14 protein-coding genes are annotated in these 14,722 nt (G+C 71.0%); 2 read left to right on the top strand and 12 right to left on the bottom strand.

The genetic code is table 11. The annotated features are described in order from the left end of the window. Positions 1 to 29: 29 nt before the first annotated feature. From AC1DH3_RS03785 to AC1DH3_RS03760, 6 genes are all read right to left on the bottom strand, one after another. Positions 30 to 1,355, bottom strand: coding sequence for an MFS transporter (locus AC1DH3_RS03785; protein ID WP_476908600.1), 1,326 nt, complete (start codon positions 1,353 to 1,355; stop codon positions 30 to 32). 89 nt (positions 1,356 to 1,444) lie between these two features. After that, positions 1,445 to 4,513, bottom strand: coding sequence for an AAA family ATPase (locus tag AC1DH3_RS03780; protein ID WP_476908599.1), 3,069 nt, complete (start codon positions 4,511 to 4,513; stop codon positions 1,445 to 1,447). Next, positions 4,510 to 5,712 carry an exonuclease SbcCD subunit D gene (locus AC1DH3_RS03775; RefSeq protein WP_441417386.1) on the bottom strand — a complete coding sequence of 401 codons (1,203 nt, stop codon included), beginning with the start codon at positions 5,710 to 5,712 and terminating at the stop codon, positions 4,510 to 4,512. Before AC1DH3_RS03775 ends, AC1DH3_RS03780 begins: the two co-directional genes overlap by 4 nt. A gap of 65 nt (positions 5,713 to 5,777) precedes the next feature. Continuing rightward, complete coding sequence (locus AC1DH3_RS03770) at positions 5,778 to 6,731, bottom strand: MIP/aquaporin family protein (protein WP_476908598.1); 954 nt, start codon at positions 6,729 to 6,731, stop codon at positions 5,778 to 5,780. A gap of 94 nt (positions 6,732 to 6,825) precedes the next feature. Continuing rightward, entirely contained in the window at positions 6,826 to 7,164 is a 339-nt protein-coding gene (locus tag AC1DH3_RS03765) for a DUF202 domain-containing protein (protein ID WP_476893325.1), read from the bottom strand. Beyond that, positions 7,161 to 7,517: a YidH family protein gene (locus AC1DH3_RS03760; protein ID WP_476908597.1), complete on the bottom strand. Its 357-nt coding sequence runs from the start codon at positions 7,515 to 7,517 to the stop codon at positions 7,161 to 7,163. The genes AC1DH3_RS03765 and AC1DH3_RS03760 overlap by 4 nt, the downstream gene beginning before the upstream one ends. A gap of 127 nt (positions 7,518 to 7,644) precedes the next feature. On the opposite strand from AC1DH3_RS03760, the gene AC1DH3_RS03755 reads away from it, so the two are divergent. Next, positions 7,645 to 8,790 (top strand): ADP-ribosylglycohydrolase family protein, encoded by a 1,146-nt coding sequence (locus AC1DH3_RS03755; protein ID WP_476908596.1) that lies wholly within the window; start codon positions 7,645 to 7,647, stop codon positions 8,788 to 8,790. Here the strand turns inward: AC1DH3_RS03755 and AC1DH3_RS03750 are convergent. Next, positions 8,777 to 9,328 (bottom strand): DUF4395 domain-containing protein, encoded by a 552-nt coding sequence (locus AC1DH3_RS03750; RefSeq protein WP_476908595.1) that lies wholly within the window; start codon positions 9,326 to 9,328, stop codon positions 8,777 to 8,779. The two genes, AC1DH3_RS03755 and AC1DH3_RS03750, sit on opposite strands and share 14 nt — an antisense overlap. A gap of 63 nt (positions 9,329 to 9,391) precedes the next feature. Next, positions 9,392 to 10,405 carry a 3'-5' exonuclease gene (locus tag AC1DH3_RS03745; protein ID WP_476908594.1) on the bottom strand — a complete coding sequence of 338 codons (1,014 nt, stop codon included), beginning with the start codon at positions 10,403 to 10,405 and terminating at the stop codon, positions 9,392 to 9,394. A 67-nt stretch (positions 10,406 to 10,472) separates the two neighbouring features. Between AC1DH3_RS03745 and AC1DH3_RS03740 the strand changes: the two genes are divergently transcribed. Then, positions 10,473 to 11,240, top strand: a complete 768-nt coding sequence (locus tag AC1DH3_RS03740; protein WP_476908841.1) for a VTT domain-containing protein — start codon at positions 10,473 to 10,475, stop codon at positions 11,238 to 11,240. 118 nt (positions 11,241 to 11,358) lie between these two features. On the opposite strand, the gene rdgB is transcribed toward AC1DH3_RS03740, so the two are convergent. From rdgB to murI, 4 genes are read right to left on the bottom strand one after another with little or no spacing between them, the layout of a single operon-like run. Further along, complete coding sequence (gene rdgB, locus AC1DH3_RS03735) at positions 11,359 to 12,024, bottom strand: RdgB/HAM1 family non-canonical purine NTP pyrophosphatase (protein WP_441417379.1); 666 nt, start codon at positions 12,022 to 12,024, stop codon at positions 11,359 to 11,361. After that, positions 12,021 to 12,779: a ribonuclease PH gene (gene rph / locus AC1DH3_RS03730; RefSeq protein ID WP_138768925.1), complete on the bottom strand. Its 759-nt coding sequence runs from the start codon at positions 12,777 to 12,779 to the stop codon at positions 12,021 to 12,023. Before rph ends, rdgB begins: the two co-directional genes overlap by 4 nt. A gap of 48 nt (positions 12,780 to 12,827) precedes the next feature. Then, positions 12,828 to 13,625: an MBL fold metallo-hydrolase gene (locus tag AC1DH3_RS03725; protein ID WP_441417378.1), complete on the bottom strand. Its 798-nt coding sequence runs from the start codon at positions 13,623 to 13,625 to the stop codon at positions 12,828 to 12,830. Further along, positions 13,622 to 14,707 carry a glutamate racemase gene (gene murI / locus AC1DH3_RS03720; protein WP_441417377.1) on the bottom strand — a complete coding sequence of 362 codons (1,086 nt, stop codon included), beginning with the start codon at positions 14,705 to 14,707 and terminating at the stop codon, positions 13,622 to 13,624. The genes AC1DH3_RS03725 and murI overlap by 4 nt, the downstream gene beginning before the upstream one ends. Positions 14,708 to 14,722: the final 15 nt, after the last annotated feature.

Here is a 14,722-nt window from a genome sequence, read left to right as displayed (position 1 = left end):
AAACGACAACAACTGCGAGTCAGCTGGGGTTATGCGGCCGCCCGGTTTCGGCGCTGGAGGACGACGGCGGCTGCCGCGCCGAGCAGGAACAGCGCCGCCGCGGCGCAGACCGGAACGAGGAACGCGGCCGAATAGCCGGAGTTCTGTGCCAGCTGGCCGGCGATGGACGAGCCCAGCGCTGTCCCGGCGACAATGCCGCTGGCCAGCGCCGTCATCACCGTGCCAAGTTTCCCCTCCGGGGCCACGACGCCGCCGATCGCGAACACGGTGACCATCAGCGGACCCACCGGCAGGCCCAGGACCAGCAGCACCAGGATCATCGGCAGCGCCGTCGAGGGCAGGAGCAACAGGGCCGCGAGCCCGGTCATCAGCGCCGCGCAGGCCAGCCAGCGGGCGTTGACGCTGAAACGCCGCGGCCAGTACGCCACGGAGAGCGCCGCGGCGGCGGAGCTCAGGCCCATCACCGCGTAGAGCAGTCCGGCCAGCTCGGACGTGGCGAAGCTCGCCGAGAAGGAACTGAGGGAGGTCTGGGTCGAGCCGAAGAAGGTGCCCATGCAGACCATGGCCAGGACCGGCAGCCCGACGGCGGCGAAGGTTGCCGCGCGCTGCCCGGTGGTGAGGGCTCTCCGTTGTTGTCGTGCGGCGGCCGAGGCCGCGCGGCTCCGGGCCGGGGTGCGCGGCACCGCGCGGTGCGTCGGGTGCACGGCGAACGCGGGAACCAGGGTGAGGGTGAGCGCGGCGGCCAGCGCGAGCGGCAACCAGGGGCTGAGGAGGCTGGCGAGGATGCCCACCAGCGCCGGGCCCAGCACAAAGGTCAGCTCGTCGGCCGTGCTCTCATAGGACAGGGCCGTGTCCAGGTCTTCCGCGTGTCCGCCGCCGCGGGAGCTCAGCGCCATCCAGCGGACCCGTGCCAGCGGGCCGACCTGCGGGCAGCTGGCGCCCGCCACGAAAGCCGCGGCAAGCACCGGCACGGCGGCGGCCAGCTCCCGGCCGCCCGGGACCAGGTATGCGGCGAGGATCAGGGCGGTCACGGCGACCGCGTTGAAGACGGCGGAGAAGAGCAGGACGGGGCGCTGGCCCAGCCGGTCGGCGAGGGCGCCCAGCACCGGGGCCCCGAGTGCCGAGCCGATGCCGACGGCGCCGGCCGCGGCGCCGCCCACGGCATAGGAGTCGGTGACTGCAGTGACGAGGGTGAGGGCGCCGACGGTCAGCATGGCCAGCGGGAGACGGGCGAAAAGCCCAAGCGGGATGAAACTCCGGCCGGCGAGCAGGGGCAGCCGGGCAAAGCGGCCGCCGCTGCGGGCTGCCGCGGGCGCACCGGAAAGGGACGTCGTGGAAGACGGTGAAGGGTTCATGATTCCGGGTTCGTTCGATAGTGCGCATCGTCCCTCCTCCCGATGCGCGCGACCCGGTAACCCTCCGATTATACCCGAGCCGGCGGGCCTCAGGCCGGGGTGTCGTCGGAGATGTGCAGGGTGGATCCGTTCCGGCCCTTGACCACCTGGAGCTGGGTGGTGATCCGCTGCTTCATTTCCGCGACGTGGCTCACGAGGCCCACGACCCGGCCGCCGTCGCGGAGCCCTTCGAGCGCGTCCATGACCTGTTCGAGGGACTGTTCGTCGAGGCTGCCGAAGCCCTCGTCCACGAAGAGGGTCTCAATGTCCACCCCGCCGGATTCCATTTGCACCACGTCCGCGAGGCCGAGGGCCAGGGCGAGCGACGCCATAAAGGACTCGCCCCCGGAGAGCGTGGCGGTGTCGCGGCGCTGGCCGGTCCACTGGTCCACGACTTCGAGGCCCAGCCCGGATTTTTGCCCGCGGGCTGCCTTGGCGTCGGTGTGTTGCAGGGTGTAGCGGCCGTCGCTCATGCCGATCAGCCGCTCCGAGGCCGCAGCCGCCACCTGTTCCAACCTGGCCGCGAGCACGTAGCTGTTCAGGCTCATCCGGTAGTTGTTGTCTCCGCCGCCGCGGGCCGCCTCGGCGACGGCGGTCCACAGCGCTGCCCGTTCCCGGGGCTCCCGGCCGGCAGCCGCGTGCTCTGCATACTCGGCGGAGATCCGGCCCAGGGTCTGCACCGACTTCCCGGCGAGCCCGGAGGCCAGTACAGCCTCCCGGGCCTTGCGTTCCGCCGACGCACACTCGGCCCGGAGCTGATCGAGAACGGCGCCGTCCACGGGGCCGTCCGCGGCCAGCTCCCGGGCGGCCAAGGCGAGTTCCTCACCGGCAAAGAGTTCCGTAAGCCGGGCGGCTTCGTCCTGCCCGGCACGGACGGCGGCTTCCAACCCGGCCGCATCCGGTGCCGGCAGGAGCACCGATCGGGCCGCGTCCGCCGACTCGAAGCCGGCGTCCGGGAGGGCCCGCTCAAGCTGGGCACGCGCATCGGTGGTCCGCGCGCGGGCCTGTTCAAGGCTGCCGGCGGCCGCGTCGGCGCGTTCGAGCAGGGCCGTCGTTTCGCGAACGGAGACGAGGCGCTTGCCGAGGCTCGCGTGCCCGGCGCGCAGGCCCGCCAAGGCGGCCTCAAGGCCCTCGACCTGTCCGAGGACCTCGCTGATGGTGGATTCGGTCTGGGCGATCCCGGAAGCGGCCGCCGTCCGGGCCTGTTCCGCGGCCAGGATCTCCTCGTCCAGCTCCGAACGCCGGGCCCGGTTGGCCGCCAGCTCTGCGGCGGCGCGGGTGGCTTCGGCCGACCGCTCTTTCGCCAGTGTGGCCTCTCTGCGGGCCACGTCAGGCTCGGTGTCGCCGCCCTGGGCTGCCAGCACGGCGAGGTCCTGCTGGGCTTCGCCGAGTTCACGCTCCAGCGCCGACAGCACAGCCTCGGCCGCCTCGGCGTCCTCCTGCGCGGTCTTTTCAGCCTCGGCGATGGCCAGCGCGGACGCCGCGGCCGGAGCGGGGGCGGGGTGCTCGGCGCTGCCGCAGACCGGGCACGGCTGGTCCGGGAGCAGCTGGGCCGCGAGTTCCGCGGCGGCATTGGCGAGCCGCTCCTCCCGGAGGTCCAGCCAGCGCTGCCGGCGGTCCTGGTGGCTGTCGCGGGCCACGCGGTGGCGGTCGGTGATCCGTGCGCAGTTCTCCGCGGCGGAAGCGTGGCGGGCCACGATGGCGACCAGCTCTTCCGCGGCGGCGGCTTCCTTGGTGCGCAACTGGACTTCGGCGGCAAGTTCTTCGAGCGGAGCCAGAGCGGCAAGGAGTTCGGCGGTTTCGGCGCGCAGGGCGTCGAGGGTTGCGGCGCCGGATCGGCTGGCCGTGTGCAGTCCGTCCAGGGTGAGCTGCAGTTCGGCGCGGCGGCCGATCAGGACGGCAAGACGGTCCTCGTCCGGCAGCCGTTCCTCCAGGACGGCACGGAGGGAGCGCAGCCGGCCGAGCTCGCTCCGCAGCACTGATCCTTCGAGAAGCGGCTCGCCGGCCGGTCCGTCGGAACCCGGAGGCGCGGCAGGCAGCGCGGCCAGCTCCGGGTCGGTGAGCGCCGCGGCCCGCAGTTCCGCAGCCGCGCCGGCGGCGGCCGCGGCCGCGCGTTCCTCGGCCATCTCGGCACTGTCTACCGCCTGCAGCTGGCCGCCAAGCACTTCGGCTTTCCGGTGCTGTTCCAGTAATGCGGTCTTCTTCCGCAGCTCCGGGACTGCCGCTTCGGCGGCGGCGCGGCGGCGCTCGGCCGCCGCAAGTTTTGCCTGCCGCGCGGCGCGCGCCGCCGTGCCCTCGAGAAGGGCGGCCAACTCGGCGCCGACCCGCTCGGACTCGACCGCGGCGGCCTGGCGTTCCCCGGCGGCCGAGCCGGCGCTGGCCTCAAGCCAGGCCAGCAGCTGGTCGGCGTCGTCGCGGCGGGGTGCCCCGTCCAGCTCGACGCCCAGGCCCGCGGTTTCCGCTTCGGCCTGGGCCAGCAGCAGTTCGAGCTTGTTGTTGAGGCTTTCCACTTCGGTGCGGGCCGCGGCGGCGCGCCGCCCCAGTTCCTGTTCCACCGCTTCGAAGCGCTGGGTGCCGAAGAGGCTTTGGAGCAGCACCAGCCGGTCGGAGGCCTTGGAGCGCAGGAAGGCAGCGAAGTCGCCCTGGGGCAGCATCACCACCCGGGTGAACTGCTCCCGGTCCATGCCCAGCAGTGCGGTGATTTCCGCACCTGCCTCGTCGTTGCGGCCGGACTTTTCCAGCCACTCGCCGTCGATCCGTTCCCGCAGCAGGGTGTTGGCCTTCTGCTCGGTGAACCCGTTCTTGCCCCGGGCGCTGGGCTTGTTCCAGGCGGGCGTCCGGGAAACTTCGAAGTGCCTGCCCTGGGCCGAGAACTCGCAGGTGACGCGCGGCTCGGCGGCGGGGTCCGCGTGGTCGCTGCGCAGCCGCTTGCCCTCCTGCCGGGCGCCGGGCACGGAGCCGTAGAGGGCAAAGCAGATGGCGTCCAGGACGCTGGTCTTTCCCGCGCCGGTGGCGCCGTTGAGCAGGAAGAGACCGTGCGTGCTGAGCCGGTCGAAGTCGATGTGCTCCGTGCCGGCGAAGGGGCCGAACGCGGAAATTTCCAGGCGGTGGATCCTCACCGGGAAACCCCTTCCAGTCGGACGGCTTCGAGGGCTTCGGCCAGGACTCCGGACTCGGCCTCGTCGGCGGCGCGGCCGCGGACATGTTCCAGGAACCCGCAGCAGATCGAGAGGTCGTCCCCGGCCTGGGCCAGCCGGCTGCTGTAGCTGGTCTTGGCCGAGGCTTCGGCGCCCTCGGGGTCGAAGCCCAGGACGAGGGTGTCGGGAAAACGCGCCCGCAGCCGTTCCATGGCCTGGTTCGGGCGCTGCGCGTCGGTCAGCGTGATCTGGCAGTAGGCGCCTTCGGCCCAGGCGAACGCCTCGTCGGTGAGCAGCTCGTCCAGTTTGCCGCGCAACGTGGCGAGGCGGCGGGGCGCTTCCCACAGGACTTCCGTGACGGCGGTGACGCCGGTGGCGTCGACGTCGATCAGCCAGCCGCCCTTCTGGTGCTTCGCTTCGGAGAACGAGTAGGCCAGCGGTGAGCCCGAATAGCGGACCGCGGACGAGAGTGACTGCCGGCCGTGCAGGTGGCCCAGCGCGGTGTAGCTGAAGCCGTCGAAGAGGTCCAGCGGCACCGCGCCGACCCCGCCGATGCTCAGGTCCCGTTCACTGTCGGAGCTGATGCCGCCGCTGGCGAAGGTGTGGGCGAGCACCACCGAATGGACGGTCCGGGTCTTGGACCGGGCCGCGATGTCGGCGCGGACCAGCCCGGTGGCGGCGCGGGTCACCTCGAAGTGGCTGGCGGTCTCGACGCCCAGTTGCGCGGCGACCAGCCGCGGCTCCAGCCAGGGGATGCCGTAGATCGCCAGCACCGCCCCGTTGTCCTCGTCCGCGCCGGCGCCATTCGCCCCGGCGTCGTTCGAGAGCGGGAGCAGCAGCGGGGTGTCCAGCTCGGCAAGCCGGGTGCGCAGGTGCACTCCCCCGCGTTCGAGCAGGCGGGAGGCAAAGCCGAGCCGGATGGCCGAGTCGTGGTTGCCGCTGGTCAAAACCACCTTCGCCCCGGCGCCGCTGAGCCGCACCAGTGCGTCGTCGAGCAGGCCCACGACGTCGACGCCGGGCAGCGCACGGTCGTACACATCACCCGCGATGAGGACGACGTCGACCGACTCTTCGCGGACGACGCCGACGAGTTGGTCGATAAAGGCGCGCTGGGCGTCAAGCATCCCGACGCCGTGGAACGACCGGCCCAGGTGCCAGTCCGAGGTGTGCAATAACCGCATGCCACTACGCTATCGGCTGCCACCGACACTATTGCGCACCGGCCCGGCGCCAGGGGTGACAGACGTTACAGGGTGCGCTTGTCGAAGAAGTCGCGGGCCTCATCCGCGGACGTCGCGGAAGTCGCCGGCGCTGCCGGTACGGCGTCCCCCGCGTCGGCCGCGTTGTTGGGCTCGCCGGGCTCGTCAAGACTGTCGTCGTCGACGTCGGCATACCCGCTGGTCCGCTCCGGGCCGCCGGAAACCGCGCCGGCCCGCACCGAGGTGCTCGCGAACCCCCGGAACACCAGCCCGGCAACCGCGGCGCCGACCAGCGGGGCCACCCAGAAGAGCCACAGCTGGCCCAGGGCGTCCGGGCTGCTGAAGAGCGCGGAAGCCGTGGCACGCGCCGGGTTGAAAGGGGCGTTCCCGATGCTCTGGCCCAGCTGCAGCAGCACGGCCATGCTCAGGCCGACGGCGAAAGGCGCAGCGGCCTTTGCCGGGTTGCGTCCCGCGGTGGTGCCGAGATAGACCGCCACCAGCAGGGCGGCACCGAGCACCTCGAGCAGCAGTACACCGGCCATCGGAGCCTGGATGACCGAGCGGCTGTCAAAACCCGCCGCGACCGTGTCGAAGGCCGTCTGCGTGCCGTTGAGTTTGGGAACCGTGCGCAGCACGCCGAACAGCGTCAGCGCCCCGAGCACGGCGCCCACCAGCTGCGCGCCAAGGTAGGCCGCGGCGTCGAGCGGCCTGATCCGGCCGGCGATCGCGTTACCCACCGTGACCGCGGGGTTGAAATGGCCGCCGGACAGGTAGCCGAAGGCCAGCATGGCCGCCGTGAGGGCCAGACCCGCCGCCAGCGAGGCGGACATCGGGTTGTACTGAGGAACGGCGAACAGCGGCACGCCCAGGCCCACCACCACGACGAACAGGGTCCCCAGTGCCTCGGCGGACAGCCGGGCGATGAGGCCCGGCTGTCGGTCATCGGGTACGAGGGCCGGCTGGGCGACGTCCGGCTCGGAGGCGTGCACTGGCTTGGTCATGGCGCGGAAATCCTTTGGCTGGGGGTCATGGTCTGCTTGGAGTCTGCCAGCGGGGGCTGGGTGTTCGCTGGAGCCCCGCCGTGCCGGGCGGCGGCTACGTCCCGAGCGCAATCGCCGCCACCGTACTCGCGGCGAGCGCCAGGACAGCCGCCGTCGCGCTGATCATCAGCGCCGCCGGGGCCGCGTCGGTGGAGCTGCGCAGCTGCCGGGAGCGCACCCGGACGCAGACAAAGAGGACCACCGTGGACCCGAGCGCCGCTGCGGCACACAGGCCGAGGGAGTCGAAGCGGCCGGCGGCCTGGTCCCCCGGGCCGGACAGCGCCCAGGTGCGCCAGATGAACAAATCCGCGACGACGAGGGCCAGCAGCGTCCGGCCCCAGGCCAAAGTCGTGCGTTCCGGCTGCAGCCCGGGGCCCTGCGGCGGTACGGTCACCGTGCGATCAAGATCAGGATGGCGATAGTGAGCGCGGCGACGGCGACGCCGACGGTCATGACCAGCATCAGCCCGGAGTAGGGCAACTCCCGGTTGTTGCGCATCGCGGCTTCCATGCGGCCCCAGCGGTGGTAGGCCAGCGCGGCCAGTCCGGCGCCGAGGACCGCCAGCACGACGCAGATGGCGATGCGCACCGGCCCCGGGGCGATGTTGGGCGCCAGCTGATCGATGGCGAGCGCGCCGGCGATCAGGGCCAGCGAGGTCCGGACCCAGGCCAGGAAGGTCCGCTCGTTGGCCAGCGTAAACCTGTAGTCGGGCGTGCTGCCGGTCTTCCGCCACGCTGGTTCGCGCATCACTCTCCCTTGTCCGTCCTTTGTCCGGGGCCGCGGCCATGACGAACCTGGCACCACCAGCACCCTACCCGGCTCAGCCGGGCGCCGCGTTCCCGTGCGGGCCGGGCACCGGGGTAAATTTGGAGGTATGAGCATTGAGCCCGGCAGCACCCCGGCGGCCGCCCCGGCGCCGACCCATGAGTCCCGCATCCACGGCTGCCTGCTGGGCGGCGCGCTCGGGGATTCGCTGGGCTACGCCGTCGAATTCGCGAAAATCGACGAGATCCGCGCCACCTACGGCCCGGAAGGACTGCGGGACTTCACCGGGCTCGACGGCGTCAGCCACTTCTCCGACGACACCCAGATGACTCTGTACACGGTGGACGGCCTGCTGGAGGCACTCGAGTGGGCCAACTCGGGCGTGGCGGCGGACACGAATGCCTGCCTCTGGCTTGCCTACCTGCGCTGGCTCGGCAGCCAGGGCGAGGCACTCCCGGACTCCGCCCCCTTCCAGCCGCCGCGCTGGATAGACAGCCACGCTGTGCTCCGGCACCGCCGCGACCCGGGCAATGCCTGCCTCAGCGGCCTCGCCACCGGGGAAATGGGAACCGTGTACCGGCCGGTCAACCCGGAGTCCAAGGGTTGCGGCACGGTGATGCGCTCGGCGCCGTTCGGACTCATCCCCTACGTCCCGGCGGACGCGGTCTACAAGATGAGTGCGGACGCGGCGTCGCTGACCCACGGGCACCCCGCGGCCCGGCAGAGCGCCGGCGTGTTCAGCCTGCTGATCCATGCGCTGGTCAGCGGCAAGGACCTGCATGAGGCGGCTGGCGCCGCGCTCTCGCAGCTCCAGGACGGCCCGCTGCCGAAGGGTGAGGAGCCCGATCCGGCCCTGGTCGACCGCTTGACGGCGTCCCTGCGCCTGGCCGCGGCGGCAGCGCCCGGGGCCGGAAGCGGAGGTTCCGGGGGCCTGCTCGGCGCGGAGGAACTGGTGCGGGAACTGGGCGAAGGCTGGGTTGCCGAGGAGGCACTCGCCGTCGGCGTGTATGCCGTGCTGGCCACCGCACCGGCGACGACGTCGGCGGCCGCCAGCCCCGAGGAGCACTTCCGGGCAGCGATCGCTGTGGCGGTGAACCACAGCGGCGACAGCGATTCGACCGCCTCGATCGCCGGGAACATCCTGGGCGCGCACTACGGCGAAGAATGCCTGCCGGCGGACTGGCTGGCGGCCCTCGAGGCCCCCGACGTCATTCGGGGCATGGCCGCACGGCTGGCGGCGGTTACGGGCGCCTGAGCGAAATGTTGTTGCAGGCTTCGCAGACATCCTCGGGGATGAGTCCGCGGCGCTGCAGCAGCCCGAAGATCGCACAGCCGAGGCAGAAGCCGGCGAAGGCCTCCAGCGAGGCGGCGGCGATCAGGGCCACGAGCAGGACCCAGGCCACCGGCGCCAGGCCCGCGGCGAAAAGGATGGCAGCCGCCGTGGACAGGGCCGCTCCGATGCCTTGGGCGAAGCGCTTCGGTGGCCCGGGAACCAGCCGCTTCTTCCCCAGCAGCGGAGTCAGGACCTTCACCGAGAGCACGCCGAAGGGCGAAATCCGCGGCCCGAACAGCACCCGCAGCCAGAAACCGGCGGCGATGACCGCCAGCCCCCAGCCGGAGCCGGTCAGGAGCGTCACGAGGGACAGCAGCACCACGAGCGCCGCGGTAATCCGCGCGGAGTACTCGTTCACCGGATTGGGGAAGGCAAAGACCTTGGCCCAGTCGATTCCGCCGTGCCGGTCAGCGGCGGGAGCCTCTGCTGCGCGGGCGGGTGAAGAGATCAGTTTGCTCATCGTTCAAGGCTAGGAGCGGACCGATCCCGGGCGAAATGATTGTTGCGCCGTATGACCTAGCGCCTACGTCAGGGAGTGAACGTGGCCGCCCACCATCTGCAGGAACTCCCCCTCCGAGAGGACCTCGATCCGCTGGCCGCGGTCATGCAGTTCCAGGACCCGGCGCGCCTTGCCGGTCAGCCGGCCCGAACGCAGGTCGGCCGCGACGAAGCCGTCCCCCACCACCAGCACCGTGGTGCGGGCGGTGACGCGGCTCTCGGGCCGGGCCCCCAGTTCGGCGGAGCGCAGTTTTGCCTCAGGCCGCGGAATCGCGAGTTCTCCGGTGAACACCACGGTCTGTCCGAACAGCGGGTGGTCCGGTTCGGCCCCGGCGTTGGGCACGGGGTTGGCGCCCTCGTCCGGCCAAGCGGGACGGAACGGCCGGGTGGCCGGAGCCGCGCCCTGTCCGGCGGCGAGCGCCTCGAGGGCGGACCTGGTGGCCTTGGAGAGCGGGTCGCGCCGCGGATCGAAGGCAGGCTGGCGGGACACGGCCAGCCCCAGCGAGAGGTACAGTTCCGCGATGCTGGCGGCGCCGTTGCGGGCCGCGATGTCGATCAGGATGCCGGCGCAGGCCCGGGCGTCCTCGGCGGCGTCGTGGTGGTTGAGCAACGGCACGCCGGCCTCCTCGGCGGCGTACGGCAGCGAGTTCGACACCAGCGAGTAGCAGCGCCGGGACAGCATCACGGTGCAGACGTAGTCGTAGGCGGGGCCGGGCAGCCCGGAGACCTCCAGCCCGGAACGGATCACGCCCAGGTCGAAGGCGGCGTTGTGGGCGGCCAGCACGTCGTCGCCGATGAAGGCACCGATCTCGGGGAACAGTTCACCGAAGCGCGGCAGGCCGGCGACCTGCTCGGGCCGGATGCCGTGGATGCGGACGTTGTGGTGGTCGAAGGCGTCGTGGTTCGCGGGCGGCCGCATCAGCCAGGAGGCCTCTTCGACGACGACGCCGCCGCGCACCTTGCTCAGGCCGACGGCGCACGGCGAACCGCGGAAGCCGTTCGCAGTCTCGAAGTCGATCGCTGTAAAGTCCAAACCCACGCTCCAACTTTAGCGCCGGAACCGGCTGCACCCGGTCAAGTACCCTAGATAGGTGAACCCTTACACCCTGCACGACTTCGCCGTGACCACCTTCGGAGGCGCCGGACCGGTCCAGCCGCACCTGGCCTCGTTCCTGCCCGACTGGCTTAACCCCCAGGTTTTCCTGGCCGACCCTGCCCTCGCGCCGTGGGTCGTGGTCCTGGTCTGCGGCATCATCTTCGCCGAAACCGGGCTGCTGATCGGCTTCTTCCTGCCCGGTGACTCGATGTTGTTCACCGCCGGGCTGCTCGTCGCGACGGACACCATCAAGTTCAACATCTGGGCGTTTGCCGCGCTGATCGTCGTTGCCGCGATCATCGGCAACCAGGCCGGCTACCTGATCGGTTCCAAGGCCGGTCCGGCCATCTTCAACAAGCCAGATTCCAAGCTGTTCAAGCGCGAGAACGTCGAGAGCGCCCACGCATTCTTCGAGAAGCACGGCGGCAAGGCGCTCATCCTGGCCCGTTTCGTCCCCATCATCCGGACCTTTGTCCCGGTGATCGTCGGCGTGGCCCAGATGAGCAAGCGCAAGTTCTTCATCTACAACGTGATCGGCGCCGTGCTGTGGGGCGGCGGCGTGACCCTGCTGGGCTACCTGCTGGGCGACAAGGTGCCGTGGGTCCGGGACAACCTGGACATCATCTTCATCGCGATCGTGCTGCTCTCGGTCATCCCGATCGGCATTGAAGTGATCCGTGGCCTCATCGCCAAGCGCCAGGCCGAAAAGTACGGCACCGGGCTGGTCGAGGAATTCATCGAGGAGCACGAACCCGAGGAAGAGCGCAAGACCCCGTAGCCCCCGGTTCTCCCCGGCCGCTGCGCTCCCCCGCCGCGGCCCAAAAGGATGGCGCCCCACAGTGTGGGGCGCCATCCTTTTACGTTGTCCAGCGCAGACGCTATCCAGCGCAGAGACGCTACCGGCCGGCCAGGGCCTCCACGATCGCCGGCAGCAGCGCCCGGAACGCATGGCCGCGGTGGCTGATCGCGTTTTTCTCCGCCGGGCTGAGTTCGGCGCAGCTGCGGTCCAGGCCGCTTGGCTGGAGCACCGGATCGTAGCCGAAGCCGCCCGCCCCGCGCGGTTCCCGCAGCAGCGTGCCTTCCAGCTGGCCGTACTCCACCACTTCGCGCGCTTCCTCGCCGGCCAGGCCAGGCACGGCGAGTGCCGCCGCGCAGACAAAGGCCGCGCCGCGGTATTCGTCAGGCACGTCGGAAAGCTGGTCCAGCAGCAGCTGCAGGTTCGCGGCGTCGTCCCCGTGCCGGCCTGCCCAGCGGGCGGAGAAGATGCCCGGGGCGCCGCCCAGGACGTCGACCGCCAGGCCTGAGTCATCGGCGATCGCGACGAGGCCCGTGGCCTCCGCCACCGCCCGGGCCTTGAGCAGCGAATTCTCCGCGAAGGTCACGCCGGTCTCGACGACGTCGGGGGCACCGACGGCGCCCGCGTCCACCACCTGCGTGTCGACGTCGAGTCCGGGCAGCTGGCCGCGCAGCAGTTCGCGCAGTTCCCGCAGTTTGCCCTGGTTGTGGGTCGCGAGTACCAGGACCGGCGGGTTCGGCTGGTTGCCTGACGGGGCGCCGCTCACGGGGCCTCGGCCAGGGTTTCGCGCTGGATGGCGGCGAGCTGCTCCGTGCCGAGCAGGGCCAGGTCCAGCAGCTTGTTGAGCTCGTCGCGGTCGAATGGCGCGCCCTCGGCGGTGCCTTGGACCTCGACGAACTTGCCCGATCCCGTGACCACGACGTTCATGTCGGTCTCGGCGCGGACATCCTCCACGTACGGCAGGTCCAGCATCGGCACGCCGTCGATGATGCCCACCGAGACGGCCGCGATGGTGTCCACCAGCGGCTGGGCGTTGCGGGCGATCAGCTTGTTCTCGCGTGCATAGCGGATGGCTTCGGCGAGGGCGACGTATGCGCCGGTGATGGCGGCCGTGCGGGTGCCGCCGTCCGCCTGCAGGACATCGCAGTCCAGCACGATGGTGTTTTCGCCGAGGGCCTTGGTGTCGATGATGGAGCGCAGCGAGCGGCCGATCAGGCGGGAAATCTCGTGCGTGCGGCCGCCGATCTTGCCCTTGACGGACTCGCGGGCGGAGCGGGTGTTGGTGGCCCGCGGCAGCATGGCGTATTCGGCGGTGACCCAGCCGCGGCCCTCGCCCTTGAGCCAGCGCGGCACGCCCTCGGTCAGCGACGCCGTGCAGAGCACCCGGGTGTTGCCGAACTCGATCAGGGCGGAACCTTCGGCCTGCTTGGACCAGCCACGGGTGATGCTGATCGGGCGGAGCTGGTCGGGCGTGCGGCCATCGGCGCGGATGACGGGGGCAGTAAGGGCTTCGGAAGTCATGCCTTCCAGCATATCGACTTGGCGGTGCGCGCCGCCCACGGCGTCAGTTCAGACGGTGTAGTGCACGCCCGCGACGGCGACGGCCACGTGCTGGCCGAAGACCTCCTTGGCCTCCGCCATCACCTTTGTCGGGGAGGTCCAGACCGGGATGTGGGTCAGCAGTAGCCTGCGCGCCCCGGCAGCCACGGCCGCTTCGCCGGCTCGCTTGCCGGTCAGGTGCACATCCTTGATGCCGTCGTCGCGGCCTTCCTCGAACGCTGCCTCACAGAGGAACAGGTCCGCGTCCCGGGCCGCGTCCTCGAGGCCGCCGCAGGAGTCGGTGTCCCCCGAGTAGCCCAGCACCCGGGTAACCGGGGTGCCGTCCTTGTCCGGTTCGGTGACCTCCACCCGCAGGGCGTAGGCCTCCTCGACCGGGTGGTTCACCGCGAACGGGGTCACGGTGAACGGGCCCATGGTCACGGGCTTGCGCTCGGACCAGTTGCTGAAGTCGAACTCCTCGTGCATGCCCGGGTCCAGATCCAGGCCGTAGGCCGTGGCCATCCGGTCCGCAGTGGCGGCGGGCCCCCAGACGGGGATCCGGCCGCGTCCCCAGCCGCCCGGCTTCCAGCGAACCGCGACGTGCAGCCCGCACAGGTCCATGCAGTGGTCCGGGTGCAGGTGCGTCAGGAAGATCCCGTCGATGTCCTCAAGGTCGGTGTACCGCTGGATGGCGCCAAGTGCTCCGCTGCCCAGGTCCAGCACAATCTTCCAGCTCCGCTCGCCGTCGTGCGCGGTCAGCAGGTAGCACGACGCCGGCGAGCCGGGTCCGGGAAAGGACCCGGTGCAGCCCACGATGGTCAGCTTCACAGGCCGGACCTCCGGAGGCCGGTCAGCGGCGGCGCGTCGGAGGCGACAAAATCGGTGGAGACGAAGTTGGAGATCCGCGGCCGGCCGGCGCCGGCCTGCGCGGCGGCGATCATTTCCGGGGTGATCCGGGCGAGGCTGCCGGTGGGGTACTGCGCGGCCACGTGGTCCACGTGGCGGACGCTGAGGACCTCGGGGCCGAGGAAACGGCGGGCGAGGTGCTCGAACTGCGCGGCGTCGCCGGTGGCGATGAAGTTGTACTCCGGGGCGGTCGTGCCGGTGCGCTCGAGGCCGCGCGAAGCGAGCGCACGGTACACGTCTTTGGCGGTTTCTTCCGCGCTGGAGACGAGCGTGACGTCCTCACCGAGGACGAAGGAGATCACACCGGTAAGCAGCGGGTAGTGGGTGCAGCCCAGCACCACGGTGTCCACGCCTGCCGCCGTGAGCGGGGCCAGGTATTCGCGGGCGACGGCGAGCAGTTCCGGCCCGGTGGTGATGCCGGCCTCCACGTAGGAGACGAAGGCCGGGCAGGCCACCGAGGTGATGTCCAGGTCCGGTGCTGCCGCAAAGGTGTCCTCGTAGGCGCGGGAGCCCACCGTGGCCGAGGTGCCGATCACGCCGATCCGGCCGTTGCGGGTGGCCGCGACCGCACGACGGACGGCCGGCTGGATCACTTCGATCACCGGGATCCCGTAGCGGGCGGTGTACCGTTCTCGCGCGTCGCGGAGCACGGCGGCGGACGCCGAGTTGCAGGCGATGGTGAGCAGCTTGACGCCGGAATCGACCAGTTCGTCCATCACGCCGAGCGCATTGGCGCGGACCTCGGCGATGGGCAGCGGACCGTACGGCCCGTGGGCGGTGTCACCGACGTACAGGATGGATTCGTTGGGCAGCTGGTCGATGATGGACCGTGCCACCGTGAGGCCGCCGACGCCGGAATCGAAGACGCCGATCGGGCGCTCCCCCGGCCGGGCATCCCCGGTGCTGCCCGCTGCGGTCTCCGCCGCAGCTTCCGCTGCCGGATCCGTGCTCGATGCTGAAGTCATGATTATTCGAGGATAGGGCTTTGCCATAGGCGCGGCCATCACATTGTGTCGAGC

The organism is Arthrobacter sp. 05L428, from assembly GCF_056397665.1.
The sequence above is the reverse complement of the archived record's forward strand: the minus strand, read 5'-3'. Positions and strand labels throughout refer to the sequence as shown.

Bases quoted from the DNA above. Each gene is read 5' to 3' on its own strand.
- AC1DH3_RS03785 (WP_476908600.1), bottom strand. From the start codon at position 1,355: ATGAACCCTTCACCGTCTTCCACGACGTCCCTTTCCGGTGCGCCCGCG.
- AC1DH3_RS03775 (WP_441417386.1), bottom strand. From the start codon at position 5,712: ATGCGGTTATTGCACACCTCGGACTGGCACCTGGGCCGGTCGTTCCAC.
- AC1DH3_RS03770 (WP_476908598.1), bottom strand. From the start codon at position 6,731: ATGACCAAGCCAGTGCACGCCTCCGAGCCGGACGTCGCCCAGCCGGCC.
- AC1DH3_RS03760 (WP_476908597.1), bottom strand. From the start codon at position 7,517: ATGCGCGAACCAGCGTGGCGGAAGACCGGCAGCACGCCCGACTACAGG.
- AC1DH3_RS03755 (WP_476908596.1), top strand. From the start codon at position 7,645: ATGAGCATTGAGCCCGGCAGCACCCCGGCGGCCGCCCCGGCGCCGACC.
- AC1DH3_RS03750 (WP_476908595.1), bottom strand. From the start codon at position 9,328: ATGAGCAAACTGATCTCTTCACCCGCCCGCGCAGCAGAGGCTCCCGCC.
- rph (WP_138768925.1), bottom strand. From the start codon at position 12,779: ATGACTTCCGAAGCCCTTACTGCCCCCGTCATCCGCGCCGATGGCCGC.
- murI (WP_441417377.1), bottom strand. From the start codon at position 14,707: ATGGCCGCGCCTATGGCAAAGCCCTATCCTCGAATAATCATGACTTCA.